Origin of the sequence: Bradyrhizobium sp. SZCCHNR1002, from assembly GCF_032381435.1 — a bacterium.
Taxonomy (GTDB): Bacteria; Pseudomonadota; Alphaproteobacteria; order Rhizobiales; family Xanthobacteraceae; genus Bradyrhizobium; species Bradyrhizobium aeschynomenes.
Window position 1 is genome coordinate 1 of sequence record NZ_JAUHIS010000005.1, and the last position, 25958, is coordinate 25958.

Sequence of the window (25958 nt, forward strand, 5' to 3'; positions counted from 1 at the left end):
CCATGTCCCGCGGACTGACCCGCTTCAACGCAATCACCGAAGGTTACTTCCTCGGAGATGTGTGCTCAGACTAGCCCACAAGGGGAGAGGGCGCTGTATTGGACAGCGCTGCCGAACTAATAGCTATTGTCCGTAGGGTGGGCAAAGCGCAGCGTGCCCACCGTCGGTGGCTGCGGTGGCGGTGGCAACGGCAGGCACGCTGCGCTTTGCCAGCCCTACGAAGACGATCAGGCCTTCGCCTTCTTCGGCTCCGTGAAGAACGCCAGCACGATGGTCAGCAGCATGAACACGACGGAGGTGCCGAACACCCAGCGCGGCGCGTTCATGTCCATGATCCAGCCGAACAGCAGTGGGCTGACGACGCCGGCGAAGTTGAAGCCGGTGGAGACGATGCCGAAGGCGCGGCCGGCGGCGCCGGGAGGGGCGGCGTTGCGCACCAGCATGTCGCGCGAGGGCGCGATCACGCCGCTCATGAAGCCCGCGGTCAGCATGATCGCGACCAGCAGCACAGTGGGCAGGCTGACGAAGGTGATGATCAGCACCAGCACCGCATTGATCGCGTAGGCAACGGCGGCGACCAGGTTGTGATGGCGGATGCGGTCGGCGAGTTGGCCGCCGGCGAGCACGCCGACCGCGCTGGCGCCGAGGAAGGCGGTCAGTGCGATGTTGGCCGTCGAGAACGAGATGCCATAGCCGTTCATGAAAGCGACCACGCCGAAGCTGGAGATGCCGGCGTTGGACAGGCTGAGCAGCATGAAGAACACGGTCAGCAGCATCAGCATCGGCGTCAGCAGGCTGGGCTGCTTGATCTTGGTGCCGTCCGCCTTGGTGTGATGCGGATGCGGCGGCACCTCGGGCACGTTGCCGGCGAGCAGCAGCAGCGCGGCCAGTGGACCGACCAGGCCGGCGGCGATCAGCGCGCCGGAGCCGCCGACCGTGGTGACCAGCGCCGCCATGACCGCCGGCGCCACCGCGCCGCCGAGATAGCCGGCGAAGGTGTGCACACCGAAGGCGCGGCCCATCCGGCTCTCTTCCATATGCGCCGACAGAAGCGCGTAGTCGGAGGGGTGATACACGGCGTTGGCGAGGCCGAGCAGCACCGCGGAGACCACGAGGCTGGCATAGGTCAGATAGAAGCCGAGGATTGCCAGCGACAGACCGCCGAGCGTCAGGCCCAGCAGCAGAATGCGGCGGGCGCCGGCACGGTCCACGAGGTAGCCGACGGGCGCCTGGGTCAGCGCCGAGACCACGGCGAACACCGTGAGTGGAAAGCCGAGCTCGACATAGCCGACGCCGAGCTTCTCCTTCAGGTAGGGAAACAGCATCGGCAGCACCAGCATGTGCAGGTGGCTGACCCAATGCGCCAGGGAGATCAGCGCCAGCGTGCGCAGCGAGGAGGCGGTCCGGACCGGTGCCGTGGTGTGTTGCGATGCGGCGAGAACGTCAGCCATGCTCGATCCGTTGGGCTCCCGGCGTCAGTGATGAAACTGGAGGGCGCGTTGCCGGCAAACCGCCGAGACTCCCGCAATGAGGGCGCGCGACACAACGCCACACTATCGGATTGCGGTTCATTGTCCATGAACGCGGGCGCATGGCACCTGCGCGCGCTGGCCGATAGGGCGCGGCGATGCTTCGGTCAGGCATTCGGCCGTTGTGCAGGGGCAGGCACGGTGGCGCCTCACCCATCAGTGCCGACCCGGGACCATGGCGGAGTAGGACGTGCCGTCTGTGTCACGCCGGCCGGGTGCCCCCCGCTCACGACTGCGACGCAAACCCCGGATTGCCGTCGACGCCTGATAGCGTGACCTTGTTGGTCCCCGTCAGCACCAGCTGGCCATTGCGCAGATGGGTGGCGACCACGTCCCACACCGGCCTGCCGTCCTGGGCGTTCATCGACGCCCAGCCCGCGACCTTGTAGCTCTTGCCGGCGTGCAGCGGATGGCCGTTGTCGAGCGCGAGATCAGAGATGCGGCGGCCGATCGACTCCGACGGCGTGCAGCGGTAGGAGAAACCGCCGGTCCGCACCATGTCGCCGCCCTGTTGCAGATAGGGATCGGCGTTGAAGAGATTGTCGCAGACGTCCTCGAGCACGTCCTTGATCTGAGCGCCGGTCATCCGCTGCACGTAGGTTTCGGGATAGCTGATCGCGGTCTGCGCCAGGACGTCCTCCAGCATGATGGACTGGCCCGCGAGCACGGTCGGGCCCCAGCGGAAGCCCGGCGACAGCGCGATCTCGGCATCGAGCTCGCGGCGCAGCGCCGCACAGATCAAATCGTCGGTCGCGCCTTCGAAATTGCCGCGCCGATACAGCAGCCGGTCCGACGTCGCGAGCTTCTCGCTCCAGGCCGCGACCTGCGGCTGCTGCGTCTGGTCGATCAGCGCCTGCATCGCAGGGTCCGGCTTGAGCAGCTCCGAATAGATCGGCAGCAGGCGATAGCGCGCGTCGGCGACATGGCCCTTGGCGATGTCGAGATCGAGCACGGCCAGGAATTTCCCGTTCGAGCCGGCATTGGTCACCAAGGTCGCGCCCTTGGCATTCTTGACGGCCACCGGTTGCGGCACGGCGTCATGGGTGTGGCCGCCGAGGATGACGTCGATCCCGGTGACGCGGCTCGCGAGCTTGAGGTCGACATCCATGCCGTTGTGCGACAGCAGGATCACGGCATCGACCTTGTCGGCGCCGCGCAGGGCGTCGACGAGCTTCTGCAGCTCCTCCTCGCGGATGCCGAAGCTCCAATCCGGCGTGAAGCGGCGCGGATGGGCGATCGGCACATAGGGAAAAGCCTGGCCGATCACGGCGATGCGCGCGCCGCCGATCTCCTTGATCGTAGCTGGCTTGAACACGCGGCCCGAGCCGCGATCGAATGCCTTGGCGTCGTTGAACGCAGCCTCTTCGGTCAGGAACACGTTCTGCGCCAGGAACTCGCCCTTGAAGCGCGCGAGGTTGGCGCGCAGCGCCTCCTCGCCATAGGTGAACTCCCAATGCCCGGTCATGGCGTCGATGCCGAGCAGATTGGCCGCGCTCACCATGTCGGCGCCACGCATGGCGTTGGCGAGCCCGGTGCCCTGCCAGAGATCGCCGCCGTCGAGCAGCAGCGAGCGATGATCGCCGGCGTCGGCGCGCAGCTTGTCGACCAGGGTCTTCAGATGCGCGAAGCCGCCCATCCTGCCGAAGCGCACGGCATATTTCTCGAACTCGAACGAGGTGAAGGCATAGGCCTCGGCGCTGTCGGGACGGATGCCGTAGCGGTCCAGAAAGGCGCGCTCGACCAGATGCGGCGGCTTTCCCCACATCTCGCCGATGCCGAGATTGACGCTGGGCTCGCGGAAGAACACCGGCCGCAGCTGCGCATGCGTGTCCGTGATGTGCAGGATGCGCGCATTGCCGAATTTCTCGACGTCGTACAGGCTCACCGTGTCGGCAGCGGACGCGCTGCGCAGCAGCGCCGGCGCGGCGAGCGCGGCGGCACCTGATGCTTTGAGAAAATCCCGGCGCCGAATCATCGTTCGCGTCCTAGATCATGATGAGATTCCACGGAATCGCATCATGATCCTATCTCCTTCTTCGACCATGACCCGTTGGAAAACCGGTCTCCACTTTGCGGATCACGCGCTAGCGGATCTCCATGTCCTTCCAGAGTTGCTTCTCGCTGGTGGCCTGGACGATCGAGGCCTTGGCGAGCGCCTCGGCCTCCTGCGCCGATTTCAGCGCCTGGTCGAGATTGCCCGACTCCGCCGCCTTCTTCGCAGCATTGATTGCGGCCTGGGTCACGGTCCATTGGTTGCGCAGACGTCCGGCTTCCTTGTTGGCGCTCTCGGCCGCCGCGACCGCCGCGAGATAGTCGGCTTCCGACGCGGCCCGCGCGGAGCCGGCGCCGACCGCCGACACCATCATGGCGAACACGATCTTTTTCATGACGCTTGGTGTCGAGATATATCTCATGGCCGCGCTCCAGGACCTGAAACCGGCAGGCCGTTCGACACGTAGGAGAGATAATATTCGAGGTTGCGATACTCGTCCGACTGCGGCTCCAGCGGCACGGCGCGGGTCTGGCTGTTGCACGTCACGATGCGGCGGCTGATCGTGCCCATGCCGCTCCATTCGGAGCGGTAGATCGGCATCGCGTTGAGGATGCCGAGCGCCGGCGCCAGGATCTCGGCGCGGATGCGCTCGCCCGGGCTCTGCACGTGGCAGCTGGCACAGGAGAAGTTCAGCTGGCCGCGGCGGGTGTAGAAATATTCCTTGCCCTTCTCGAACGCTTCAAGCGCGCGCGGATCGCCCGGGATCTTGATGTCGAAGCGCTTGCCGCGCGAGGTGTAGGCCATGTAGGCGGTGAGCGAGGCCATCTCGTCCTTGACGTAGGAATAGGGTTGCTCGCCATTGGCCTCGCGGCAGCGGTTCAGCGCCAGCTCGAGGGTGATGACCTTGCCTTCCTTGTCGTCGAAATAAGGATAGTTCTGGCGGATGCCGATGCCGCCGTTTGCAAAGCAGTCGGCATAGGTCTTGCCGTTCTTGAACGGCTTGGCGAACATCTCCTTGCCGGAGTCGAGCGCGAACTCGTAGGGCGGAAACTGCTCCTTCTCCTCCCACTGCTTGCGCATGTCGGCGTTCATCGAATACGGACCGTTGACGAAATCGTCGAACGCCACTTTCGGGAACTTCTTGACGAAATAGTCCTGGAACGCCTTGGCGTCGGCCGCCGGGTCGGGCTTGTCCGCCGCCATGGCCGATGCGCTCAGACCGAGCGTCGTCGCGAGAGCGAGCAGCAGGCGCAGCGCGCTCATTGGATCGTCGCCGTCAGGCTGTCGGTCGCGCCCTTGTTGTCGACCCAGCTCACCTTGAGCTCGTCGCCCTTGGCCGCGCCCTTGAAGGCGAACTTGACGTAGGGATCCTTGGAGACCGCGGTGCCCCAATCGGCCAGGAACACGGTTCTCTCCTTGTGCGTGAAGGTGAGCTGCTGGATGTAGTGCGCCGGGATCACCTCGCCCTTGGCGTCCTTGACCAGGCCCGTGTCCATCGGATGCTGGATCAGGGTCTGGACCTCGGCGACTTCGCCGTTCAGGACCGCGCGGACGCGAATGCTTGCTGCCATGATCGCTCTCCTCCCCTAGCCGCCGCAGCCGCCGACGGTGACCTTCACTTCCTTCGTCGCGCTGTAGAGCTTGCCGCCGGATTCGACGAGCGCGATCACGCTGGAGGTCTTGGCCATCTTCAGCCGGTTCGCCACCGCGGGCACGGTGCCTTCGGGGATGTGGTAGGACGCCGCCAGTGCGAACGGGTTCTCGCTGACGATGAACGAGATCGAGGTGACGTTCGGCAGCGACGTCGTCACCGCGATCGGCACCACGCCGCCATTCTCGGCGATCTCCGGGGCATCGAGCTTGATCTTGTCGGAGGCCTCGTGGTCGCGGCCATACAGCGCCTTGATCGCCTCGCCCGCGTTCTTCTGCTTGAACGCGTCCTCCGGATATTTGTTGTCGTTGGTCGCGGCAAACACCGGCGTGGCGTGCAGCACGGCATTGCCGAGGCCGATCAGCGCGACGAGGCCGGCGCCCTTCAGGAACAGGCGGCGGTGGGCCAACGGGCCGAACGAGGCAGTCATGGGTGTCTCCAAACGAAAATCACAGCGTTTGCAGGAAATCGACGATGGCGCTGATTTCCTGCTCGGTCAGGATGCGGTTGCGGCCGAACGGCGGCATCACCGTCAGCGGATTGCGCTTGGTCTCGTCGTTGAGAATCGCGATCAGCTCGGTACGGTCGTATTTGCCCTTGAGATTTTCCAGCTTCGGCCCGATCGAGCCCGGCAGGTCGCCGCCCTTGATCTCATGGCAGGTCAGGCAGTTGCCCTTGCCGCGGTCGAAGGCGAGCTTCTGGCCCTCGGCGGCGCCGGACTGGGCGTGGGCGGCTGAGGACATGGCAAGGGACGACACGGCGAGCAGGAGCCCCAGCGCCAGGGCGGTACGCATGACGGGTGTGATCAAGATGAAGTTCCGACGTCTCGGTGATCTCGGCAATATAGGCGCTGCAAAGCATAAAGACCATCGGCTGACAATGCGGCTATGGTGGCCGTCGCAACGCGGTTAACGGTGGCTGCTCAGCTTGCGGCCGGGAGTATGGCAATGGCGGAATACGTCGTGGAGTTCGGCCGGGACGGCCGGCCGGTGGAACCGGACGGACGGCTGGATGCCGCCGCCTTCCACCGCAACCATCAGCCGATCTCGGCGGTGCTGGCGCGGCTGCTGGAGGGGCGGACGGGCGACGTGCTGGAGGCCGGCAGCGGCACCGGCCAGCATGTCGTGCATTTCGCGTCCCAGCATCCCGATCTGACGTGGTGGCCGAGCGACCTCAACGACACCCACCTCGCGAGCATCGCTGCGTGGCGCAGGCATACGGGCCTGCCCAACATCCGCGAAGCCCAGCGCATCGACCTGTCGCAGGCCGGCTGGGCCGCCGCGTTCCGTGCCGCCGGCGGGCCCGAGCGGCTGACGGCGATCTTCTGCGCCAACGTCGTTCACATCGCGCCCTGGTCGGTGGCGGAAGGATTGTTCGCGGGGGCCGGGAAGGTGCTCTCGCCGGATGGCTTGCTGATGCTCTACGGCCCGTTCAAGCGCGACGGCAGGCACACCGCGGTCAGCAACGCTGTGTTCGACACCTCGCTGCGCGAGGGCAATCCGGAATGGGGCGTGCGCGACATCACCGATCTCGAAGCGCTGGGGGCGCGAAACGGCCTTGCCTTGCGCGAGACGGTGGAGATGCCGGCCAACAACATGATCCTGGTGTTCGCGCGGGCTGCGTGAAGCGCGACGACCCGGCGTGCGTTGTCGATGGCGCCGCTCCGAATTTCGCTGTCGTCCCGGCGAACGCCCGGACCCATAACCACAGGGTCGGGTTGTGATGCGAGATCGGCGTGACAACTGTCATCGCCCCAAACTCCTGCTGCGGAGCATGGATCCCGGCGTTCGCCGGGACGACAGCGGTGGGTGGAGCCGGCAGCGCGGTCTGCAACGAAGCGTCGCCGCTTACTCCATCTCCAGCCCGACATGCCGTGCCAGAAACCGCGTGCCGAGCGTGATGAAGCTGGCGCGCTCGCGGTTGTCGGTGCCGTAGCCATGGCCGCCGGCGGCGGGCTCGTAGAAATAGCTGTCGTAGCCCATCGCCTGAAGCTTGGCCGTCATCTTGCGCGCGTGTCCCGGATGCACGCGGTCGTCGCGCCGCGTCGTGGCGATCAGGATCGGCGGATAGGGCAGGCCTGGCTTCGCGGTGTGATAGGCCGAGTAGGTCTGCAGCCAGCCCCAATCCTCGTCCTTGTCCGGATCGCCATATTCGGCGATCCAGCTGGCGCCGGCGAGCAGCCGGGTGTAGCGGCGCATGTCGATCAGCGGGATGGTGCAGAACAGCGCGCCGAACCGCTCGGGATAGCGCACCAGCATGTTGGTGATCAGGATGCCGCCATTCGAGCCGCCTTGCGCGGCGATGCGCTTCGGCACGGTGACGCCGCGGCGGACCAGGTCTGCGGCGACCGCAGCGAAATCGTCATGCGCGAGCCGCTTGCCCGCGTAGCGGCCGGCATCGTGCCAGGCGGTGCCGAACTCGCCGCCGCCGCGGATATTGGCCTCGACGATGGTGCCGCCACGCTCCAGCCACAGCTTGCCGAGCGCCGCATTGTAGGCCGGACGAATGGTGTGGCCGAAGCCGCCATAGGCGCTCATGTACACCGGTGCGTCGCCGGTCGGCTCGGCCGGCCCGGTCTGGGTGTAGGGAATGCGCGCGCCGTCCACCGAGATCGCCTCATGGCGTGTGACCACGTATCCTTCGGCGGTGAAGGTGCGCGGCGCCTGTTTCAGCATGGCCGGCGCGCCGAAGGCCTCGATCAGCTGCAGCGTCGGCGGTGTCAGCGGATCCTGGATGTTGGCGAGCAGGTCGCCATGGCTTTCGGTGTCCTCGACGTCGAGCCGCCAGACGTCCACCGTTGCGATCTCCGGCAATCCCGGCAGCCGCTGATGACTCCAGCCGTTCGTCGATGGCGTCCACAGCTCGAACTGCGGCCGGAGCTCGTCAAGGATCGACAGCACCAGCCGGCCGCCGGCCCAATACAGGCCTTGCAGCGCGCGGCGCGGGCCGGGCTCGAACAGGCGAACGACATCCCGGCTCCCTGCGACGAAGGCCGACAGCCCGATGCCGAGCACGACATCGGCAGGATGCGTGACCTCGCCGACCGTCCATGGCTGGCGCAGCTTGACCGCCATCCAGTCGCCCTCCGCCGTCATCCAGCAGTCGGTCGGCAAATCGAGCCGGGTGCGCGCAGCAGCCGCGTCGCCGAGCCACAGATGATGGTTGAAGAAGTCGAGCCCCTCGGTGAACCACACGCGCGCCGGCGTCACACTGCGGTCCACGCCGACATGCACCCATGTCGACTGGCTGCTCTCGGCGGCGAAGATCACCTCGGCCTCGCCGACCGGCTGGCCGCGCCGCCAGCGCCGCACCGTGCGGGCATAGCCCGACGGTGTCGCCATGCCCTCGCCATGCGCGCTCGCCAGAAGCAGCGTATCGCCGTCGAGCCAATCCGCGCTGCCCTTGGCCTCGGCCAGTGCAAAGCCGCCGTCGACGAATCTCTTCGCCGCGAGGTCGAACTCGCGCAGCACCACCGCGTCGCTGCCGCCCCGTGACAGCGCCAGAATCGCACGCGCGTGCCGGGGCGGCAGCGTTTGCACCCAGCTCAGCGCCCAGTCCTCACCTTCGTCGGCGGCCAGACGGTCGAGGTCGAGCAGGATCTCCCATTGCGGCTCCGCCTTGCGAAACTCGGCCAGGGTGGTTCGTCGCCACAGCCCGCGCGGATGCACCGCGTCCTTCCATTGATTGTAGAGCAACCCGCCGCGCCGGCTGACCATCGGGATGTTGTCGGGGCGATCGAAGATCGCGGCCAGCATGTCGCGATCTCGTTCGAAGCCGGCATCGCCGTAGGCGGCGAGCGTGCGCCGGTTCTGCGCCGCGACGAAGGCCAGCGCACGCTCGCTTTCGATGTCCTCGAGCCACAAATATGGATCATCGTCTGGCGCCGCGAGAGTCGGACGGTCATCGATTGACATGGCTCAAGCTCCGCTGCGTCGTCGACGCGAGAATACCGCGGGCCTGATTAGCCGGGTGGGCTGGAGCTGTCGAATCAGCTGCGATGCATGGCTTGTTCCCGATCGCGCCCGTTGCCTCCGGCCCGCCCATCCCGCAATAGTGCAGCCGCACCGAGAGAGCAGCAGGGGCGCATTTTCGCGCATCCGGACACATTGAGATGATCGACCTGACCGTGACCGAAGATACCTCCGACGATGCCCGCGCGCGCCGCAACGTCGCCCGCCTCGCCGCTGCGCAGGCGCTGACGGGCGCCAACTCGGCGGTGATCTTCGCCACCGGCGCGATCGTCGGCGTGACCATCGCGCCGAGCATCGGGCTCGCGACCGTGCCGATCTCGATGTACGTCGTCGGGCTTGCCGCCGGCACCCTGCCGACCGGTGCGATCTCGCGCCGCTATGGCCGCCGTGTCGCATTTCTGATCGGCACCGGCTGTGGCGCGGTCACGGGCGTGCTCGGCTGCCTTGCCATTCTCCGTGGCTCGTTCGTGCTGTTCTGCCTGGCGACGTTCCTCGGCGGCCTCTACGGTGCCGTCGCCCAGTCCTATCGCTTCGCCGCCGCGGATGGCGCCAGCGCCGCGTTCCGGCCCAAGGCGGTGTCGTGGGTCATGGCAGGCGGCATCTTCGCCGGCCTGCTCGGTCCGCAGCTCGTGCAATGGACCATGGACGTCTGGCAGCCTTATCTGTTCGCCTTCAGCTATCTGATCCAGGCCGCGGTGGCACTGATCGCGATGGGCATCGTCGCGGGCGTCGATCTGCCAAGGCCTGAAGCCGCCGACCTGCATGGCGGCCGGCCGCTGCTCGAGATCGTGCGCCAGCCGCGCTTCATCGCCGCTGCACTATGCGGCACCATCGCCTATCCGGTGATGAACCTGGTGATGACCTCGGCCCCGCTGGCGATGCAGATGTGTGGCCTCACCGTGTCGGATTCCAATTTCGGCCTGCAATGGCACATCGTCGCGATGTACGGCCCGAGCTTCTTCACGGGCTCTCTGATCGCCCGGTTCGGCGCTCCCGTCATCGTCGCGCTCGGGCTGGCGCTGGAAGCGGTTGCCGCGATCATCGGGCTCTCCGGCCTGACCGCGATGCACTTCTGGGCCACGCTGGTCGCGCTCGGCGTCGGCTGGAATTTCGGCTTCGTCGGCGCCTCCGCGCTGGTGCTGGAGACGCACACCTCGGCCGAGCGCAACAAGGTGCAGGCGTTCAACGATTTCCTGATCTTCGGCCTGATGGCGCTGGGCTCGTTCTCATCCGGGCAATTGCTGGCGCATTTCGGCTGGTCGGCGGTGAACATGGTGGTGTTCCCGCCGGTGCTGCTCGGCCTGTGCGTGCTGGCGCTGGTCCGGTCGTCGAAGCGGCGGGTTGCGGCGGCGGATGTGGCGGAGCAGGGGTAAAAGCCGCAGCGTCGGTGCGCTCCCCTCCCCGCAAGGGGAGGGCTATCGCATATGGCGATCGATGTTTTGCGCCCATCTCCCTCCGCGTCGTCATGGCCGGGCTTGTCCCGGCCATCCACGTCGTCCAGCATGCTGAGCACGACGTGGATGCCCGGGACGGAGCCCGGGCATGACGATGTGGAGACGGTTTCGCGACACACTCAGATTGACCATATGCGATTCCCCTGCCCGCAAGGGGGAGGGGAGTGCACCGGTATCGTGGCAACAGCGGTGCGTTGAAGATCACGAGCTGACTACTTCAACTCCGACACCTCGCCTTCGGGCAGTTCGAACTCGAACGCGTTCAGCGTCATCGACACCATCGTGTAGTAGCCGCACAGGCCGATGATTTCGACCAGGCCGCGTTCGCCGAGCGTGGCGATCGCGTCGGCATAGAGCGCGTCCGTCAGCCCGTGTCCCTCATGCAGCGACTTCGCGACATCGTAGATCATCTGCGCCTTGGCATCGGAAAAGTCAGGCGTGCGGCGGTCGCGGATGGCGTCGATGATCTTGATGTCCAAGCCGCCGGCCAGCGCCAGCCGCTTATGCGCGTACCATTCGTAATGCGCGGTCCAGTGCCGCGCCGTCACCAGGATGGCGATCTCCGAGAGCGCGGCCGGAAACACCGTGTCGTAGCGCAGGAAGGCGCCGAGCCGGGTCGCGTGCCGCGCCATCTCCGGGCTGTTGAGCCAGGCCATCATCGGCGGCGGCGGCGAGCCGCGCTTGCTGGCGATCGACTCGTCATAGGTCTGGCGCTGGTCGGCGCTCATTTCGCCAGGCGAAAGAAGTTTCAGGCGCATGGTCGTTTCCTCGTATTTTCACGCGACGGCATCATGACCATAGATCGCCGGACAAGGCGAGGGCGGTCGCGGCGACATCGATGTTGAATTCCCTGACGCGCTGAGGTTAGGTCGTTCCAACGACAGCAAACATGGAAACGCGCGAGGATCAGATATGGCCGATCTCGACACATTCCGCCGCGAAACGCGCGCCTGGCTCGAGGCGAATTGTCCGCCGGAGATGCGCCGGCCGATGACCTCCGACGAGGACACGTTCTGGGGCGGCCGCAACGCCAAATTCTCCTCCGAGCCGCAGCGCATCTGGTTCGAGCGCATGCGCGACAAGGGCTGGACGGTGCCGCATTGGCCGAGGGAATATGGCGGCGGCGGCCTCGATGGCGAGGAGGCGAAGATCGTGCGCCAGGAGATGGCCGCGATCGGGGCGCGCGCGCCGATCACCTCGTTCGGCATCTCGATGCTCGGACCGGCGCTGCTGAAATACGGCACCGACGCGCAGAAGCGCGAGCATCTGCCGAAGATCACGGCCGGCTTGATCCGCTGGTGCCAGGGCTATTCCGAGCCGAATGCCGGCTCCGATCTCGCCTCGCTGCAGACGCGCGCCGAGAGCGACGGCGACGACTACATCATCAACGGCCAGAAGATCTGGACCTCCTACGCCAACTACGCCGACTGGATCTTCTGCCTGGTGCGCACCGATCCCACGGCGAAGAAGCATGACGGCATCAGCTTCATCCTGTTCGACATGACGTCGAAGGGCGTCACGACCAAGCCGATCCTCTTGATCTCCGGCCGCTCGCCGTTCTGCGAGACCTTCTTCGACAATGTCCGCGTGCCCAAGGCGAATGTGCTCGGCACCGTCAATCGCGGCTGGGACGTCGCAAAATATCTCTTGCAGCACGAGCGCGCGATGATCTCCGGCATGGGCGAGCGTGGCGGCAGCCGGCCGCTCGGCCAGGTCGCGGCCGACTCCGTCGGCAGCGACGCGCAAGGCAGGCTCGACGACGCGCTGCTGCGCGCTGACATCGCCACCTTCGACGTCGACGAGGCCGCGCTTGCGGCCGCTGCGGAGCGGATGGTCGATCTCGCCAAGGCCGGGCAGGGCCACCCGGCGTTCTCCTCGGCGATGAAGTATTACGGCACCGAGCTCAACAAGCGCCGCCACGAGTTGCTGATGTCATCAGGCGGCATCGACGCGCTGGAATGGGAGAGCGAGCGCTCGCACGAAGGCGCCCGTCCGCGCGCCTGGCTGCGCACGAAAGCGAATTCCATCGAGGGCGGCACCTCCGAGGTCATGCTCGGCATCGTCGCCAAGCGCATCCTCGATCTGCCGGGGGCGTAGTTCGCCCCCACACTCCGTCATGCCCGGGCTTGACCCGGGCATCCACGTCCATCCGTGCATGAAGGACGACGTGGATCGCCGGGACAAGCCCGGCCATGACGAACTGAAAAAGCTTCGCTTCCAAACGAACACCGACACTGGACAGCCGCCATGCCTCTCCTCCTCACCGAAGAACAATCCATGCTGCGCGACAGCGCGCGCGGCCTGATCTCCGATCACGCGCCGGTCGCCCATCTGCGCAAGCTGCGCGATACGCGCGACCCAACCGGCTTCTCGCGCGAGCTGTGGGCCACCTTCGCCGAGATGGGCTTTGCCGGACTGCTGGTGCCCGAGGAGCACGGCGGCTCCGGCCTCGGCGCGGTCGAGGCCGGCGTCGTGATGGAAGAGATCGGCCGCACCTTGATGCCGTCGCCGTTCCTCGCGACCGCCGTGCTGTCGGCGTCGGCGCTGACCCGCGCGGGCTCGGCGGCACAGAAATCAGAGTATCTGCCGAAGATCGCCAGCGGCGCGCTGCTCGCTGCGCTGGCGCTCGACGAAGGCGCCAAGCACCGTCCCTCGCACACCGCCATGCAGGCCGTGCGCTCCGGCAACGGCTTCAAGCTGAACGGCGCCAAGGCGATGGTGGTCGACGGCCACGTCGCCGACCTCCTGCTGGTCGTCGCGCGCAGCGCCGGCGCGCCCGGCGAGCGTGACGGCCTGACGCTGTTCCTCATCGATCCCAAGGCCAAGGGCGTTGCGGTCGAGCGCACCATCATGGTCGATGCGCACAACGCCGCGCGGATCACTTTCGAGGAGGTCGAGGTCAACGCGGATCACGTGCTGGGCGAGGTCGACGGGGGCATGGCCGTGCTGGGCGGCGTGCTCGATCTCGGCCGCGGCGCCGTCGCCTCCGAGATGGTGGGCCTGAGCGAGGAGGTGTTCGGCCGCACGGTGGCGTACCTCAAGGAGCGCAAGCAGTTCGGCAAGGCGATCGGCGAATTCCAGGCGCTGCAGCATCGCGCCGCGCATCTCTATATCGAGATCGAGATCACCCGCGCCGCCGTGCTGAAGGCCTTGCAGGCGCTCGAAGCTGATCCTTCGGGTGCGGCGGCCGCCGTTGCCGTGGCCAAAGCCCGCGCAGGTGCCACCGCGACGCGCGCGGTGCAGGAGGGCGTGCAGATGCATGGCGGCATGGGCATGACCGACCAATTCGATATCGGCTTATTCATGAAGCGCGCACGGGTGTGCGAGGAACTGCTCGGGGATACGAACTATCACGCGGCGCAGCTGGCGCAGATGAGGGGATATTGATTTGAATTGCCGAATTGAGCCGGACGGTCGCCTGCAAGATGCGGTCGCCTAACCCTACGGCTGAGGGCCGATCTAGGCCTACAAAAATGGTGTCGTCCCGGCCTCGAGCCGGGACCCATAGCCACCGTCCGGAATTTGGCGAAGGCCGGAGCTGTCACCGCGGGTCACCACGTCCTCCTGTGGTTATGGGTCCCGGCGTTCGCCGGGACGACGGCGGCGGGTGTGGCTCGAGCCGGGCCACGACTTGCCGCCAACACGGCAATGAGCCCTCGGAAGTCCAACTTGATAGCTGAAGACAAAGAGCGCGCCGTCACCGACGGCGCGCTCTCGTCCTTCAATGCTCTCGCTTGATCAATGATGCATCGCTGTCTTGGCCGGCGGCAGCAGCACCTTGTCGACGACGTGGATGACGCCGTTGGAGGCCATGATGTCCGCCTGCACGACATGCGCGTCGTTGACCTGCACGCCGAAGAAGGTGCCGTCGACGGCCACCGGCTGGCCCTGCGCCGTCTTCACGCTGAGCTTCTTGCCGGCGACGTCGCCCGCCTTCACCGCACCCGGAATGACGTGATACTTGAGGATCGCGGCGAGCTTGCGCTTGTTCTTCGGCTTGAGCAGGTCCTCGACCGTGCCCGGCGGCAGCGCAGCGAAGGCCGCATCGGTCGGCGCGAACACTGTGAAGGGGCCCTTGCTCTTCAGCACCGGGACGACGCCCGCAGCCTTGGCGGCGGCGACCAGCGTCTTGAACTGGCCGGCGCCGACGGCGGTGTCGACGATATCAGCGGCGCGTGCCGCGGTTGCTGACATGGAGAGCGCGCCCAGCATCAACGCGCCGGCGACGAACGAACGGATTCCCAGCGTCATTCGAATGTTTCCTTGTGAACTGAACTGATGAGTTGGCTGATGCGCAGAAAGCAATTGCGCCCCTCGTTCTCCCTGTGGTGCAGGGTCGCATCACCCCGACCGGATTGGTCGAGGTCGTTACGACCGCTGTGTTCGGATGGATTTGAGCGCGCGTTCACGAACTCGTGAGCAGAGTGTCGCGGTCAGGACGACGTGCGGAAGACAGCTGATTCAGCGGGACTAATTGCGCGGACGTGCAGGTATTTTTGCCCGTCGTGCCATTTTGTCGCAATCCGACGGGCGTTGTGTCGTCGGGCAAATCAGCCGCACATTCGCTGCCGTCACGGCCTGCACGAGGGGCGCTTCGCGATCGTCACGAAACGTGGGCCGGTGATGCGATGGCCGTATCGGATCGCAGCGCGTGATCGCGCCGACGGACGATGCCGATGCGGACGTGAAAGCGTGTGGTCCCGGCATCGCGATGCTGATGCCAAATCGGCGGGTGATGATGATCCTGCCGGTGACGGTGGCTAACAAGCCGGACACCGAGGAGAGCGCGCCATAAGCGTCAATCCATCGCGCAGGGAAGGCCGGGTTGCTCCGGCTGAGCCTGTGGTTCTGCCGCCTGCATTCTTTTACGCAGGCGGACCGCAGGTGCCAGTCGGCACCTGGCCTTCCCTGCGCCCTCGTTCTTCCGAAGGGCGGACAATTGGCAAAGCTCGGACGCGGAGGGCGTCGCGAGAAGGTTGATGGCTGTGTGCTTGAAATATTGCAGGTGCAGCAGGCGCAGTGCTCATGAATGCGCCCTCTCCCCTTGTGGGAGGGCTACACAAGAGCCAACTACAAACTCGCTTGGATGAGGGGGTGGTGCCTCACATTCAATTCCGGGTTCGTGGCAACCGCTCACCCGGTTTCGATGCTGCGCATCGAAACCACCCTCTCCCGCAAGGGGAGAGGGTGCACCGAGCGTGTTGCGAGAGTTGCCGAGGCGGAGAAGTCGGCGATCGAAATCCCAGGCCTACCTGATCGGCGGTGCGTACTGAATCCCACCCGCGTTCCACAGCTGGTTCATGCCGCGCGGGATCTTCAGCTTGGACTCGCTGCCGACGTTGCGCTCATAGACCTCGCCGTAATTGCCGACGTGGCGGATGATGCGCGCCGCCCAGTCCTTCGACAGGCCGAGATCCTGGCCGTAGGTGCCCTCGTTGCCGACCAGCCGCATCACGTCCGGCTTCTTCGACTTCAGTGCCTCGTCGATGTTCTTGGAGGTGACGCCGAGCTCCTCGGCATTGATCATCGCATACAGCGTCCACTTCACGATCATCATCCAGTCGTCGTCGCGCTGGCGCACCACGGGCGCGAGCGGCTCCTTCGAAATCAGGTCGGGCAGAATGTCGTGATCGGCAGGCTTCGACAGGATCAGCCGCAGCGCATAGAGCTGCGAGACGTCGGCGGTGAAGGTGTCGCACTTGCCGCTGTCATAGGCCTTGATGACGTCGTCGAGCTTCGGAAACTTCACCTCTTCATACTTCATGTTGTTGGCGCGGAAATAGTCGCCGAGATTGAGCGCGTTGGTCGTCGAATCCTGCACGCAGACCTTGCTGCCGGTGAGGTCGAGCGCGGTCTCGAGCTTGCGCGAGCGCGGCACCATGAAGCCCTGGCCGTCGTAATAGGCGACCGCCGGGAAATACAGGTCGTAGTTCTGCTCGCGCGCCATCGACCAGGTGGTGTTGCGCGAGAGGATGTCGACCTTGCGGCTCTGCAGCTCCTTGAAGCGCTCATTGGCGTCGAGCGGCATGAACTTCGCCTTCTTCGGATCGTCGAAGATCGCCGCCGCCACCGCGCGGCAGAAGTCGACGTCGAAGCCGGTCCAATTGCCCTTGTCGTCGGGAATCGAAAAGCCGGGCAGGCCGGCATTGACGCCGCACAGCACCTCGCCGCGGCGGACGGTGCGCTTCAGTGTGCGGGTGTCGTACATCTCATAGGTGACGGCGAGCGCCGCGACGAGGACGGCGACGGCGAGCCCGATCAGCAGGCCGCCTCGGAAAGTGCGCATGGTCAATCTCTTTCGGAAAATGTCAGGACAAAGCGATGGCTGAATGTCCGGCGGCAGAGGCCGCCGTCACAGTTCCGGCTTCTGCCGCACCACGACCTTGGTGCCGACGGGCACGCGGTCGTAGAGATCGGCGACATCGGCATTCACCAGGCGGAAGCAGCCGGAGGAAATCTTGCTGCCGATGGTCCAGGGCTGGTTGGTGCCGTGGATCCGGTACACGGTGGTGCCCAGATACATCGCGCGCGCGCCGAGCGGATTGCCGGGACCGCCGGCCATGAAGCGCGGCAGATAGGGCTGGCGCTGGATCATCTCCGGCGGCGGCGTCCAGTCCGGCCATTCGGCCTTCTTGGTGATCGACAGCAGGCCCTGCCACTGGAAGCCGTCGCGGCCGACGCCGATGCCGTAGCGGATGGCGCGGCCGCCCGGCTGCACCAGATAGAGGTGACGCTCGGCGGTGGAGACGATGATGGTGCCCGGCGGCTCGTTGGTACGGAAATAGACGACCTGCTTGCGCCATTCCGGATCGAGCTCGTAGCCGTCATCGGCGACGAGACCGGGCTGATCGCCGGGGTCCTCGGATTGGGCAAAGCTATGCGATGTGGACAGCGCCAGCGCGATGATGGCGCTGCCGGCACACAGCAGGCGACGGAAACTCGGCATTCAAAGCTCTCCTCGACGGACCCCTGCGAAGCTTGCCCGATCAAAACCACCCGCCAAATTTCAGGGGCATATTCGCAGCAAAGTCAAGCTGAGCGCGAGTCGTCCGCCGTCATCCGAGCTTCATCCAGAGCCGCAGCAGGAAGGCGACGGTCGCGACCGCCGCGACGCCGGCCAACCATAGCGCGACGAACCAGGCGAGGCGTTTCGCGAGCGGCGCGGGCGGTTCAGACGGCATCAATGATAGCCGGCGTCGTGACCGACCTTGCCGCGAAACACCCAATACGCCCAGCCGGTGTAGCCGAGAATCAGCGGCACAAGCACCAGCACGCCGGGCAGCATGATCAACTGGCTGCGCTCGGGTGCCGCCGCCTGCCAGATCGTGACGCTCTGCGGCACGATGTAGGGATACATGCTGATGCCGAGGCCGGCATAGGACAGGAAGAACAGCGCCAGCGCGAGGAAGAACGGCCAGCCATCGTGCTTCTGCGCGAGGTTCTTCATCAGCAGCACGGTGGCGCCGACCACCGCGAGCGGCACCGGCGCGGTGAGGACGATCGCGGGCCAGCTGAACCAGCGCTGCGCATATTGGATGGTGAGCAGCGGCGTTGCCAGGCTCACGGCGGCGATGGCAAGCAGCATCAGGACCAGCAGAACCCAGCTGATGCGGTAGGCCTTGTCGCGCAGGTCGCCCTCGGTCTTCAGGATCAGCCAGGTCGCGCCGAGCAGCGCGTAGCCGACCACCAGCGAGATGCCGGTGAGGATGGAAAACGGCGTCAGCCAGTCCCACCAGCCGCCGGCATAGTGCCGGCCTTCGACGTGCACGCCCTGCAGGATGGCGCCGAGCGCGATGCCCTGCGCCAATGCTGCGACCCAGGAGCCGCCGGCAAAGGCGATGTCCCAGAGATTGCGTGTGGCACGGGTGCGCCAGCGGAATTCGAAGGCGACGCCGCGAAAGATCAGCCCGACCAGCATCGCGATCAGCGGCGCATACAGTGCCGGCAGCAGGATGGAATAAGCGAGCGGAAACGCCGCCATCAGCCCGCCGCCGCCGAGCACCAGCCAGGTCTCGTTGCCGTCCCACACCGGCGCGACGGTGTTGGTGATGACGTCGCGGTCCTGCTTGCCCGGAAACAGCGGGAAGAGAATGCCGAGCCCGAGATCGAAGCCGTCCATCACGACGTAGATGAACACGGCGAGCGCGATGATGAACGCCCAGAGCGTGGCGAGATCGACGGCGACGGTCATGATCCGGCTCCCTGCACGACGCCGGCGGCCGGCGTGACGCCCGCGGTGCGGATCGGCGGCTCACTGCTCGGGCCGGACTCTCCGGGATGCGGCGGCTCGGCCATCAGGCGCAGGATGTACAGCACACCGGCGGCGAAGATGATGAAATACACGATGATGAAGGCGAGCAGCGACGCACCGACCGCCGGCGCCGCCAGCGGCGACACGGAATCGGCGGTGCGCAGCAGCCCGTACACGGTGAACGGCTGGCGGCCGGTCTCGGTGGTGACCCAGCCGGCGATCACGGCGATGAAGCCGGCGGGACCCATCGCAATCGCGAAGCGATGCAGGCCGCGATTGATGTACAGCCGGCCGCGCCAGCGCTCCCAGAGGCTGAACAGGCCGAGCGCGAGCATCAGGAGGCCGAGGCCGACCATGATGCGGAACGACCAGAAGGTGATCGGCACCGGCGGCCAGTCCTTGCGGGGCACGGTGTCGAGCCCGGCCATCGGCGCGTCGATCTGGTGCTTGAGGATCAGCGAGCCGAATTTGGGAATGCCGAGCGCCCATTTCAGTTCGCCCTTCTCCTGGTCGGGCCAGCCGAACAGATACAGCGGCGCGCCATCCTTGTGGCTCTCGAAATGGCCCTCCATGGCCATGATCTTCACCGGCTGGTGTTCGAGGGTATTGAGGCCATGCTGATCGCCGACGAGGATCTGCAGCGGCGCCACCAGCGCGGCCATCCACATCGCCATCGAGAACATCACGCGTGGTCCCGGCAGATGCGGATTGCGCAGCAGATGCCAGGCGCCGACCGCGCCGACCACGAGCGAGGTGGTGAGATAGGCCGCCAGCACCATGTGCACGAGGCGGTAGGGGAAGGACGGGTTGAAGATCACGGCGAGCCAGTCGACCGAGACGAACTGGCCCTCGGCATTCACGGCATAGCCGGCGGGCGTCTGCATCCAGGAGTTGGCGGAGAGGATCCAGAACGCGGAAATCAAGGTGCCGATCGCGACCATCAGGGTGGCGAGGAAATGCAGCTTCGGTCCGACGCGCTTGAGGCCGAACAGCATGACGCCGAGGAAGCCGGCCTCGAGGAAGAACGCGGTCAGCACCTCATAGGCCATCAGGGGGCCGATCACCGGTCCGACCTTGTCGGAATAGACCGACCAGTTGGTGCCGAACTGATAGGACATCACGATGCCGGAGACGACGCCCATCGCAAACGCTATGGCAAAGATCTTGAGCCAGTAATTGAAGACGTTGAGATAGACGTCGCGCCCGGTCCACAGCCACAGCGCTTCGAGCACGGCGAGGTAGGAAGCGAGCCCGATCGAGAAGGCAGGGAAGATGATGTGGAATGTGACCGTGAAGGCGAATTGCGCGCGCGCCAGCTCCACCGCATCCAAACCGAACATTCGCACCGTCCGTCATTGCGGGGCTTGGGCCCCTCTCGCGCGGACCATTGCACCGGGATGAGGCGATATCAAATGGTCAAATCGCCCTATGGACTGCATTGCGGGTCCACAGACGACGAAGGCCCGGCGGGGGCATCCGCCGGGCCTTCGGAGCAACCTTGGAGGTGGAATTTGCTCGCTCGAGACCGAGATCAGCTGGGGGACTGACGCTCTGTCGATGGATAACGTTCTAGTGGCCGAAATTTTCCAGGTGATTTCGCCGAATGTTTCAATTGTTTCATTCGGCGATTTTCTCTGTGTCACGGGAACCCGCCGGGACGCCGGCCCCGACGAGGAAGAATGGCGATCAGGCCGCCAGGCTGTGAACGCCGGCGCCGCGCAGCAGTTCCGCGAGGTGCTTGCGGGCGTAGAACATGCGGGTCTTCACCGTCGACTGCGGGATGCCGATGATCTGGCCGACCTCCTCCACGGACTTCTCGTGGTAGTAGATCAGGGTGATGATCTCGCGATGGGCCGGCGACAGCTTGGCGACGCAGGCCCGCAGGATGGCGCTGGTGGTGGAGCGCTCGAGCGACGTCTCCGGCGTGTCGGAGTCATCGGCGATCTCGCGCACCTCGTCCTGGTCGATGTCCTCGAAGCGGCGCTGGCGCAGTGCGGTGAGGGCCTTGAAGCGGGCGATCGACAGCAGCCAGGTCGAGACCTGCGAACGGCCCTCGAACTGCTTGGCGGTGCGCCAGACGTCCAGGAACACCTGGCTGACGAGGTCCTCGGCGACGGTGGTGTCGCGGACGATGCGCAGGATGAAGCGATAGACCCGCACATTGTGACGCGCATACAGCGTGTGCATCGCGGTGCGATCGCCATCGGAAATGCTCTCCAGGAGCATGTCGTCCGTGGTCGCCTGGGCCGCGATGATGCCCTGGCTGGCTGCGGAATTGATGGCAACGACGTTCTGCATGACACTCTCCCGTTCCACCGCCCCCTTGCGGCGTTTCGACGGGATGGATTGTTAATGAGCGCCCGTTTCGGGACGTCTGCACGAAAACAGGAAAATGGTTTCGTGCGACTGCAGAATTGTTTCGTCGCGCCGCACATCGCGAAACAGTCATGGCGGAATTGTGCCGTATTCCAAGATGCGGAACTGAATCAGGCACGAAAGCCGCTGCTGCGCTCGTGCGAACCACGCCGAAAAGCTGATTCAGGCCTTTTCGCCGGACGGCGAAAACAGGTAGCCGCCGCCACGAATGGTGCGGATCACGGCCGGTTTCGTCGGGTCAGGCTCGATCTTCCGGCGGATGCGCATGATGCGCAGGTCCACGGCGCGGTCGAACGCTTCGGCATCCCTGGCATTGGCGAGCTCCAGCAGCCGCTCGCGCGACAGCACCCGCTTCGGGTTGGCGGCGAAGACTTTCAGCAGGCCGAATTCGGAGGCCGTCAGCGGGTGCTCGTTGCCTTCATCGTCCCGCAGCGCCTGGGCATCGAGGTCGAGCCATTTCGTGCCGAACCGGACCAGCTGGGGGTCCGGAGCCTTGGCGGGAGCTGGCTCCGGGGCGGCCGCAACGGCAGCCTTGGCCGGCACGCTGCGGCGCAGCACGGAGCGGATCCGGGCCATCAATTCGCGCAGCTCGCAGGGCTTGGCGACATAATCGTCGGCACCGAGCTCCAGCCCGACCACCCGGTCGATGGGACTGGCGGTGGCGGTGAGCATGATGACGGGGATGTTGGTGCGGCCCTTGAGGTCACGGATGATCGACAGGCCATCCTCTTCGGGCATGTTGAGGTCGAGCACGACGAGATCGGCAGGGCCGGTCTCGATGGCGCTGCGCAGGCTCTTGCCGCCGTCACACAAGGTCACCGTGAAGCCGTGCATCTTGAGGTAATCCCCCACCATTTCGCGGGCGGGGGCCTCATCGTCGACGATGATGATGTGCTGGCTCTGACTCATGACAACTCGGCCGCAGGCAGTGTGATGGTGAAGGTTGACCCCGATCCCGGCCCATCGCTCTTGGCCGTCACCTCGCCACCATGCATGTCGACGATGCGTTTGACAATCGACAGGCCGAGCCCGGTCGAGCTCTCGCCGGCGGTCGGCTTGGCCGACAGCCGCTGGAACCGGCCGAACAGCCGGCCGAGGTCCTCCGGGGACAGCCCGGCGCCCTGGTCGGTGATGCCGATGATCGTGTTGTCACCGTCGCCGGCGACCTTCACGCTGATGCGGCCGCCGATCGGACTGTATTTGATGGCGTTGCTCAGGAGATTGTCGATCGCCTCGCGGATGCGGTCGATGTCGCACATGGTGGAAAGCTGCGGCGGCGCCGACACGGCGATGACCTGCTGCTTGTTCAGCGCCAGCGGCTGGTTGGCCTCCACGACCTCATGGATCAGCGCGGCGACGTCGACCGGCTCTCGGCGGATGGTGATGTCGAAGGCGTCGGCCATCGCATCGGAGATCAGATGGTCGACCATCGAGGTCAGCCGCTTGGCGGCGTCGCGGATGTGGCCGATCTGGCTGGTGATGCCCTCAGCGGAAGCCCCGGTCGCGATCAGCTCGGTCAGCATTTCGGTGCGGCCGAGGATCACCCCGAGCGGGTTCTTGAGATCGTGGGCGACGGTGCCCAGAATCTCGTTCTTGAAGCCGTTCGCGCGCTGCAGCCGCAGCCATTGCGCCGACAGCCGCCTGTTGGCCTGCATCAGCGCGCGGGTGCGCTGGGCGACGCGGTCCTCGAGCTGGGTGTTGGCCTCGTGCAGCTGCTGATAGAGGATCACATTGTCGAAGGCGATCGACAGCCGGCTCGAGAAGATCTCCACCAGCGAGCGGTCGGTCTCGGACAGCGGCCGCTCGGCCTGCAGCAGCACCACGACCTCGCGGCCGGAGCCGGTCCGCAGATACAGCACCGTCTTGTGGTCGGCGAATTCGTTCGTGCGCTGCCGGAAGGCGGCCTCGACCATGTCGCGCAGATCCGGATCGAGCGATCGCGAGGTGACGGCGCCGGAGAAGCGGCTGTAGCAGCCGGAGCCGGCCAGCACCGAGAAATCCTCGGTCTGGCTGCCGTCGTCGCGCAGCACCAGGATCCCTGCGCAATCGACGTTGAGCAGCGAGGCGATCTGGGTCAGCACGCCCTCGGCGAGCCGCTGCATCGACTTGAAGTCATACAGCGTCGAGGCGGCGTCGATGATGATCTCGAGGCCGCGCCGGGTCTGCACCATGCGCTCGAGCTGCTGATAGCTGCGCAGCGCCGCGGTCAGCGAGGTGAACAGCTTGTCGGCGGTGAGCTCGGTCTTGGCCTTGTAGTCGTTGATGTCGTACTGGACGATGACGCGCCGCTCCGGCGCCTGGCCGGGCTGTCCGGTGCGCAGGATGATGCGGACGGTCTCGTTCTTGATCTCGTTGCGGATGTATTCGACGAGTTCGAGGCCGGCGACGTCGGTCTCCATGATGACGTCGAGCAGCACCGCGGCGATGTCGCCATGCTCGCGCATCAGAGTGCGGCCCTCGGCGGCCGAATAGGCCGAGAGGATTTCCAGCCCCTGTCCGTTCAGGCTGTAGTCCGACAACGCAAAGCGCGTACCCTCGTGCACGGCATGGTCATCGTCGATGACGGCGATCTTCCATTTCCGGGCCGGTTGGGCGTCCTCGTCGAAGCCGGTATCGTCGATCAGGTGGAGGACATCGTCCTGTTCGGCCATTGCGTCGTTCCGTCACCTATTGCTGTCTCGGCGCCGCCCTTGGCGACCCGGGGCATGATAATCCGAAAAGTCGTGCCTTGTCCCTCGCGGGATTCCAGCATCATGCGGCCGCCGAGCTGCTGCGTCACGAGATTGTAGACGATATGCAGCCCCAGTCCCGTCCCGCCCTCGTTGCGGCGCGTCGTGAAGAACGGATCGAAGGCCTGGCGCTGCACGTCGGGGGTCATGCCGGCACCGTTATCGGCGAAAATGATCTCGATGTCATCCGCGCCGCGCGGCCGCGCGGTGATCGAGATCATCCCCGCGCGGCCGTCGGCAAAGGCATGGTTGACGGCGTTGAGGAACAGGTTGGTGAGGATCTGGCCGTAGAACCCGGGATAGCCATCGATGAAGAGGCCCTCCGGGACGTCGACGGAGAGCGTGATCGGCGCGCGCTTGAGGACCGGCTTCAGGCTGGTGATGATCTGGTCGGTCGCCTCGCTCAGCACGAAGGTCCGCCGCTCCGCATGCGAGCGGTCGACGGCGACCTGCTTGAACGACTGGATCAGCTCGCCGGCGCGCTGCAGATTGGCGACCAGCTGCTCGGACGCATCGCGCGAGGAACGCACGAACTCCTCCAGCTGCGACCGGCGCAGGCCGCCTTCGGGCGAGCGCAGGGCCGCCTCGAACATCTCGACGCGGCGCGCGAAGCTCGACGCCACCGTCAGGCTGATGCCGATCGGATTGTTGACCTCATGCGCGACGCCGGCCACGAGCCCGCCCAGCGCGGCCAGCCGCTCTGCATCGATCAAATTGCGCTGCGCGGCATTGAGCTCGAGCAGCGCGCTCTCGGCCTTCTCCTTGGAGGTCCGCAGCTCGTCCTCGGTCTCACGCTTGGCGATCGCATTCTCGCGGAAGATCTCGACGGCGCGCGCCATCGCGCCGACTTCGTCGCGGGCGTCGGTGCCCTGGACCTTGCGATCGTAGTCGCCCAGCGTGATCGCGCGCATCGACGCCATGATCTGCTGCAGCGGAAGGCGGATGGAGAGTGCGATCAGGACGCCGGCGGACAGGATGATGCCGAGGAAGACAACCGCGATCGACAGCACGCGGCGGGAGATGTCGCGCAGCGTCTTGTCGAATGTCGCCTGCGCCTTCTGCTCGTGCTGACGCATCTTCACCGAGAGGCCGTCGATGGCGGCGATCGTCTCGGCCTGGCTCGCATCGATGGTGTTGCGCAGGAGCTCGGTGCGATTGCTCAGTTGGTCGGTCAGCTTGGAAAACCCGGCGCGCAGCGCCGCGGTCCGCGCCGACAGCCGCTGCAGAGCGAGGCGCTGCAGGTCATTGTCGGCAAGGCCCGACATGACGGGAATGGTCTTCTCGATCGTTTCGATGTTGCGGCGGGCATCATCGGCGGAAGCGGGGGCGAGCGACAGATAATAGGAGTTCGCGGCCACCAGCATCGCGGTGAACGCTTCGCGCGACTTGCCGAGCGAGGGCCAGATCTGTGCGTCGCGGTGGCCGGTCGCGCCTTCGATCACCGAATAGAGTCCGGCGATGTCGCGGGCGGGACCGAGCACCTCGTCCTCATAGGTCTTCGAGATCGTGGCCTGCAGGCCGCGCAGCTCGCCGAAGCCGTCCAGAAAGCGAACCGTGACCCGCTCCAGCTCCTCGACAGATCCCGACAGCATCGGGTCCGTCGAAGCACGGGTCGTCAGCGTGCCCAGCACGGCTTCGCGCAGCAGCAGGATTTCGGCGAACAGCTCCGGGCTCGGCTGATTGATGTAGCGATGGATCAGGTTCTGCAGCCGGCTGGTCTCGCTTTCCAGCAGCGCCAGCACCTTGTCGGACTCGCGCACTTGGCGGACGTCGTCCCAAGCGGTTCCCAACACCTGCGCGCCGTTCCAGATCAGCGCCGCGAGCACGATCACGACGGCCGAGTTGAGGGCCGCGATGGACAGGATGCGCCAGCGGATCGGCACCGCCCTGAGCACGCGGACGATCCGCGCACGGCCGAGCACCGCCAGGCTGAGCGGTCGCTCGACGGATCCCCGCTGCTTGAAGCGTGCCACGATCGCTACCTCGGGCTTGCCGGGAACCGGC

General features: G+C 65.9%; 24 protein-coding genes. 5 read left to right on the plus strand and 19 right to left on the minus strand.

Annotation, left to right across the window (positions count from 1 at the left end):
- Positions 1 to 227: 227 nt before the first annotated feature.
- The 7 genes from QX108_RS22665 to soxX form a co-directional block, all read right to left on the minus strand.
- The gene (locus QX108_RS22665; protein WP_315722608.1) at positions 228 to 1451 is read right to left on the minus strand and encodes an MFS transporter; all 1224 of its coding nucleotides are present in this window, start codon (positions 1449 to 1451) and stop codon (positions 228 to 230) included.
- Positions 1452 to 1755: 304 nt separating this feature from the next.
- Positions 1756 to 3504 carry a thiosulfohydrolase SoxB gene (soxB, locus tag QX108_RS22670; RefSeq protein WP_315787693.1) on the minus strand — a complete coding sequence of 583 codons (1749 nt, stop codon included), beginning with the start codon at positions 3502 to 3504 and terminating at the stop codon, positions 1756 to 1758.
- Between the two features lie 109 nt (positions 3505 to 3613).
- Entirely contained in the window at positions 3614 to 3943 is a 330-nt protein-coding gene (locus QX108_RS22675) for a hypothetical protein (protein WP_315722604.1), read from the minus strand.
- Positions 3940 to 4785, minus strand: coding sequence for a sulfur oxidation c-type cytochrome SoxA (gene soxA, locus QX108_RS22680; RefSeq protein WP_315787691.1), 846 nt, complete (start codon positions 4783 to 4785; stop codon positions 3940 to 3942). The genes QX108_RS22675 and soxA overlap by 4 nt, the downstream gene beginning before the upstream one ends.
- On the minus strand, positions 4782 to 5093 hold the full coding sequence (gene soxZ / locus QX108_RS22685; protein WP_172134275.1) for a thiosulfate oxidation carrier complex protein SoxZ: 312 nt from the start codon (positions 5091 to 5093) through the stop codon (positions 4782 to 4784). Before soxZ ends, soxA begins: the two co-directional genes overlap by 4 nt.
- A 15-nt stretch (positions 5094 to 5108) precedes the next feature.
- A complete protein-coding gene (gene soxY, locus QX108_RS22690; protein ID WP_172182221.1) occupies positions 5109 to 5603 on the minus strand; it encodes a thiosulfate oxidation carrier protein SoxY in 495 nt (164 codons plus the stop codon).
- Between the two features lie 19 nt (positions 5604 to 5622).
- Positions 5623 to 5967 (minus strand): sulfur oxidation c-type cytochrome SoxX, encoded by a 345-nt coding sequence (gene soxX / locus QX108_RS22695; protein ID WP_409998543.1) that lies wholly within the window; start codon positions 5965 to 5967, stop codon positions 5623 to 5625.
- Between the two features lie 153 nt (positions 5968 to 6120).
- On the opposite strand from soxX, the gene QX108_RS22700 reads away from it, so the two are divergent.
- Complete coding sequence (locus tag QX108_RS22700) at positions 6121 to 6798, plus strand: DUF938 domain-containing protein (protein WP_315722595.1); 678 nt, start codon at positions 6121 to 6123, stop codon at positions 6796 to 6798.
- A gap of 222 nt (positions 6799 to 7020) precedes the next feature.
- Here QX108_RS22700 and QX108_RS22705 read toward each other — a convergent pair whose 3' ends face one another.
- On the minus strand, positions 7021 to 9087 hold the full coding sequence (locus tag QX108_RS22705; protein WP_315722593.1) for a prolyl oligopeptidase family serine peptidase: 2067 nt from the start codon (positions 9085 to 9087) through the stop codon (positions 7021 to 7023).
- A 197-nt stretch (positions 9088 to 9284) separates the two neighbouring features.
- Here QX108_RS22705 and QX108_RS22710 point away from each other — a divergent pair, with 197 nt between their 5' ends.
- Positions 9285 to 10517 carry an MFS transporter gene (locus QX108_RS22710; protein WP_315787687.1) on the plus strand — a complete coding sequence of 411 codons (1233 nt, stop codon included), beginning with the start codon at positions 9285 to 9287 and terminating at the stop codon, positions 10515 to 10517.
- A 293-nt stretch (positions 10518 to 10810) separates the two neighbouring features.
- Here QX108_RS22710 and QX108_RS22715 read toward each other — a convergent pair whose 3' ends face one another.
- Positions 10811 to 11356 (minus strand): carboxymuconolactone decarboxylase family protein, encoded by a 546-nt coding sequence (locus QX108_RS22715; RefSeq protein ID WP_315782963.1) that lies wholly within the window; start codon positions 11354 to 11356, stop codon positions 10811 to 10813.
- A 154-nt stretch (positions 11357 to 11510) separates the two neighbouring features.
- On the opposite strand from QX108_RS22715, the gene QX108_RS22720 reads away from it, so the two are divergent.
- Complete coding sequence (locus QX108_RS22720) at positions 11511 to 12695, plus strand: acyl-CoA dehydrogenase family protein (protein ID WP_315722587.1); 1185 nt, start codon at positions 11511 to 11513, stop codon at positions 12693 to 12695.
- Positions 12696 to 12845: 150 nt separating this feature from the next.
- Positions 12846 to 13985, plus strand: coding sequence for an acyl-CoA dehydrogenase family protein (locus QX108_RS22725; protein ID WP_315782965.1), 1140 nt, complete (start codon positions 12846 to 12848; stop codon positions 13983 to 13985).
- Positions 13986 to 14336: 351 nt separating this feature from the next.
- Here QX108_RS22725 and QX108_RS22730 read toward each other — a convergent pair whose 3' ends face one another.
- On the minus strand, positions 14337 to 14792 hold the full coding sequence (locus tag QX108_RS22730; RefSeq protein ID WP_315726504.1) for a fasciclin domain-containing protein: 456 nt from the start codon (positions 14790 to 14792) through the stop codon (positions 14337 to 14339).
- 457 nt (positions 14793 to 15249) lie between these two features.
- Here QX108_RS22730 and QX108_RS22735 point away from each other — a divergent pair, with 457 nt between their 5' ends.
- Positions 15250 to 15393: a hypothetical protein gene (locus tag QX108_RS22735; RefSeq protein ID WP_315722583.1), complete on the plus strand. Its 144-nt coding sequence runs from the start codon at positions 15250 to 15252 to the stop codon at positions 15391 to 15393.
- A 453-nt stretch (positions 15394 to 15846) separates the two neighbouring features.
- Here the strand turns inward: QX108_RS22735 and QX108_RS22740 are convergent, their stop codons facing one another.
- The 9 genes from QX108_RS22740 to QX108_RS22780 all read right to left on the minus strand — a co-directional run bounded on the left by QX108_RS22740 (position 15847) and on the right by QX108_RS22780 (position 25780).
- Entirely contained in the window at positions 15847 to 16884 is a 1038-nt protein-coding gene (locus tag QX108_RS22740; RefSeq protein ID WP_315722581.1) for an amino acid ABC transporter substrate-binding protein, read from the minus strand.
- Positions 16885 to 16950: 66 nt separating this feature from the next.
- Positions 16951 to 17544: a L,D-transpeptidase gene (locus QX108_RS22745; RefSeq protein ID WP_172110343.1), complete on the minus strand. Its 594-nt coding sequence runs from the start codon at positions 17542 to 17544 to the stop codon at positions 16951 to 16953.
- Positions 17545 to 17653: 109 nt separating this feature from the next.
- Complete coding sequence (locus QX108_RS22750) at positions 17654 to 17779, minus strand: DUF2474 family protein (protein ID WP_315722577.1); 126 nt, start codon at positions 17777 to 17779, stop codon at positions 17654 to 17656.
- Positions 17779 to 18789: a cytochrome d ubiquinol oxidase subunit II gene (cydB, locus tag QX108_RS22755; RefSeq protein ID WP_315782967.1), complete on the minus strand. Its 1011-nt coding sequence runs from the start codon at positions 18787 to 18789 to the stop codon at positions 17779 to 17781. Before cydB ends, QX108_RS22750 begins: the two co-directional genes overlap by 1 nt.
- Complete coding sequence (locus QX108_RS22760) at positions 18786 to 20189, minus strand: cytochrome ubiquinol oxidase subunit I (protein WP_315722573.1); 1404 nt, start codon at positions 20187 to 20189, stop codon at positions 18786 to 18788. The genes cydB and QX108_RS22760 overlap by 4 nt, the downstream gene beginning before the upstream one ends.
- Before the next feature lie 346 nt (positions 20190 to 20535).
- Entirely contained in the window at positions 20536 to 21147 is a 612-nt protein-coding gene (locus tag QX108_RS22765) for a sigma-70 family RNA polymerase sigma factor (protein WP_315722571.1), read from the minus strand.
- 240 nt (positions 21148 to 21387) lie between these two features.
- Positions 21388 to 22134: a response regulator gene (locus QX108_RS22770; RefSeq protein WP_315722569.1), complete on the minus strand. Its 747-nt coding sequence runs from the start codon at positions 22132 to 22134 to the stop codon at positions 21388 to 21390.
- Positions 22131 to 23876 carry a DUF3369 domain-containing protein gene (locus tag QX108_RS22775; RefSeq protein ID WP_315722567.1) on the minus strand — a complete coding sequence of 582 codons (1746 nt, stop codon included), beginning with the start codon at positions 23874 to 23876 and terminating at the stop codon, positions 22131 to 22133. The genes QX108_RS22770 and QX108_RS22775 overlap by 4 nt, the downstream gene beginning before the upstream one ends.
- On the minus strand, positions 23846 to 25780 hold the full coding sequence (locus tag QX108_RS22780) for an ATP-binding protein (protein ID WP_409998552.1): 1935 nt from the start codon (positions 25778 to 25780) through the stop codon (positions 23846 to 23848). Before QX108_RS22780 ends, QX108_RS22775 begins: the two co-directional genes overlap by 31 nt.
- Positions 25781 to 25958 lie beyond the last annotated feature (178 nt).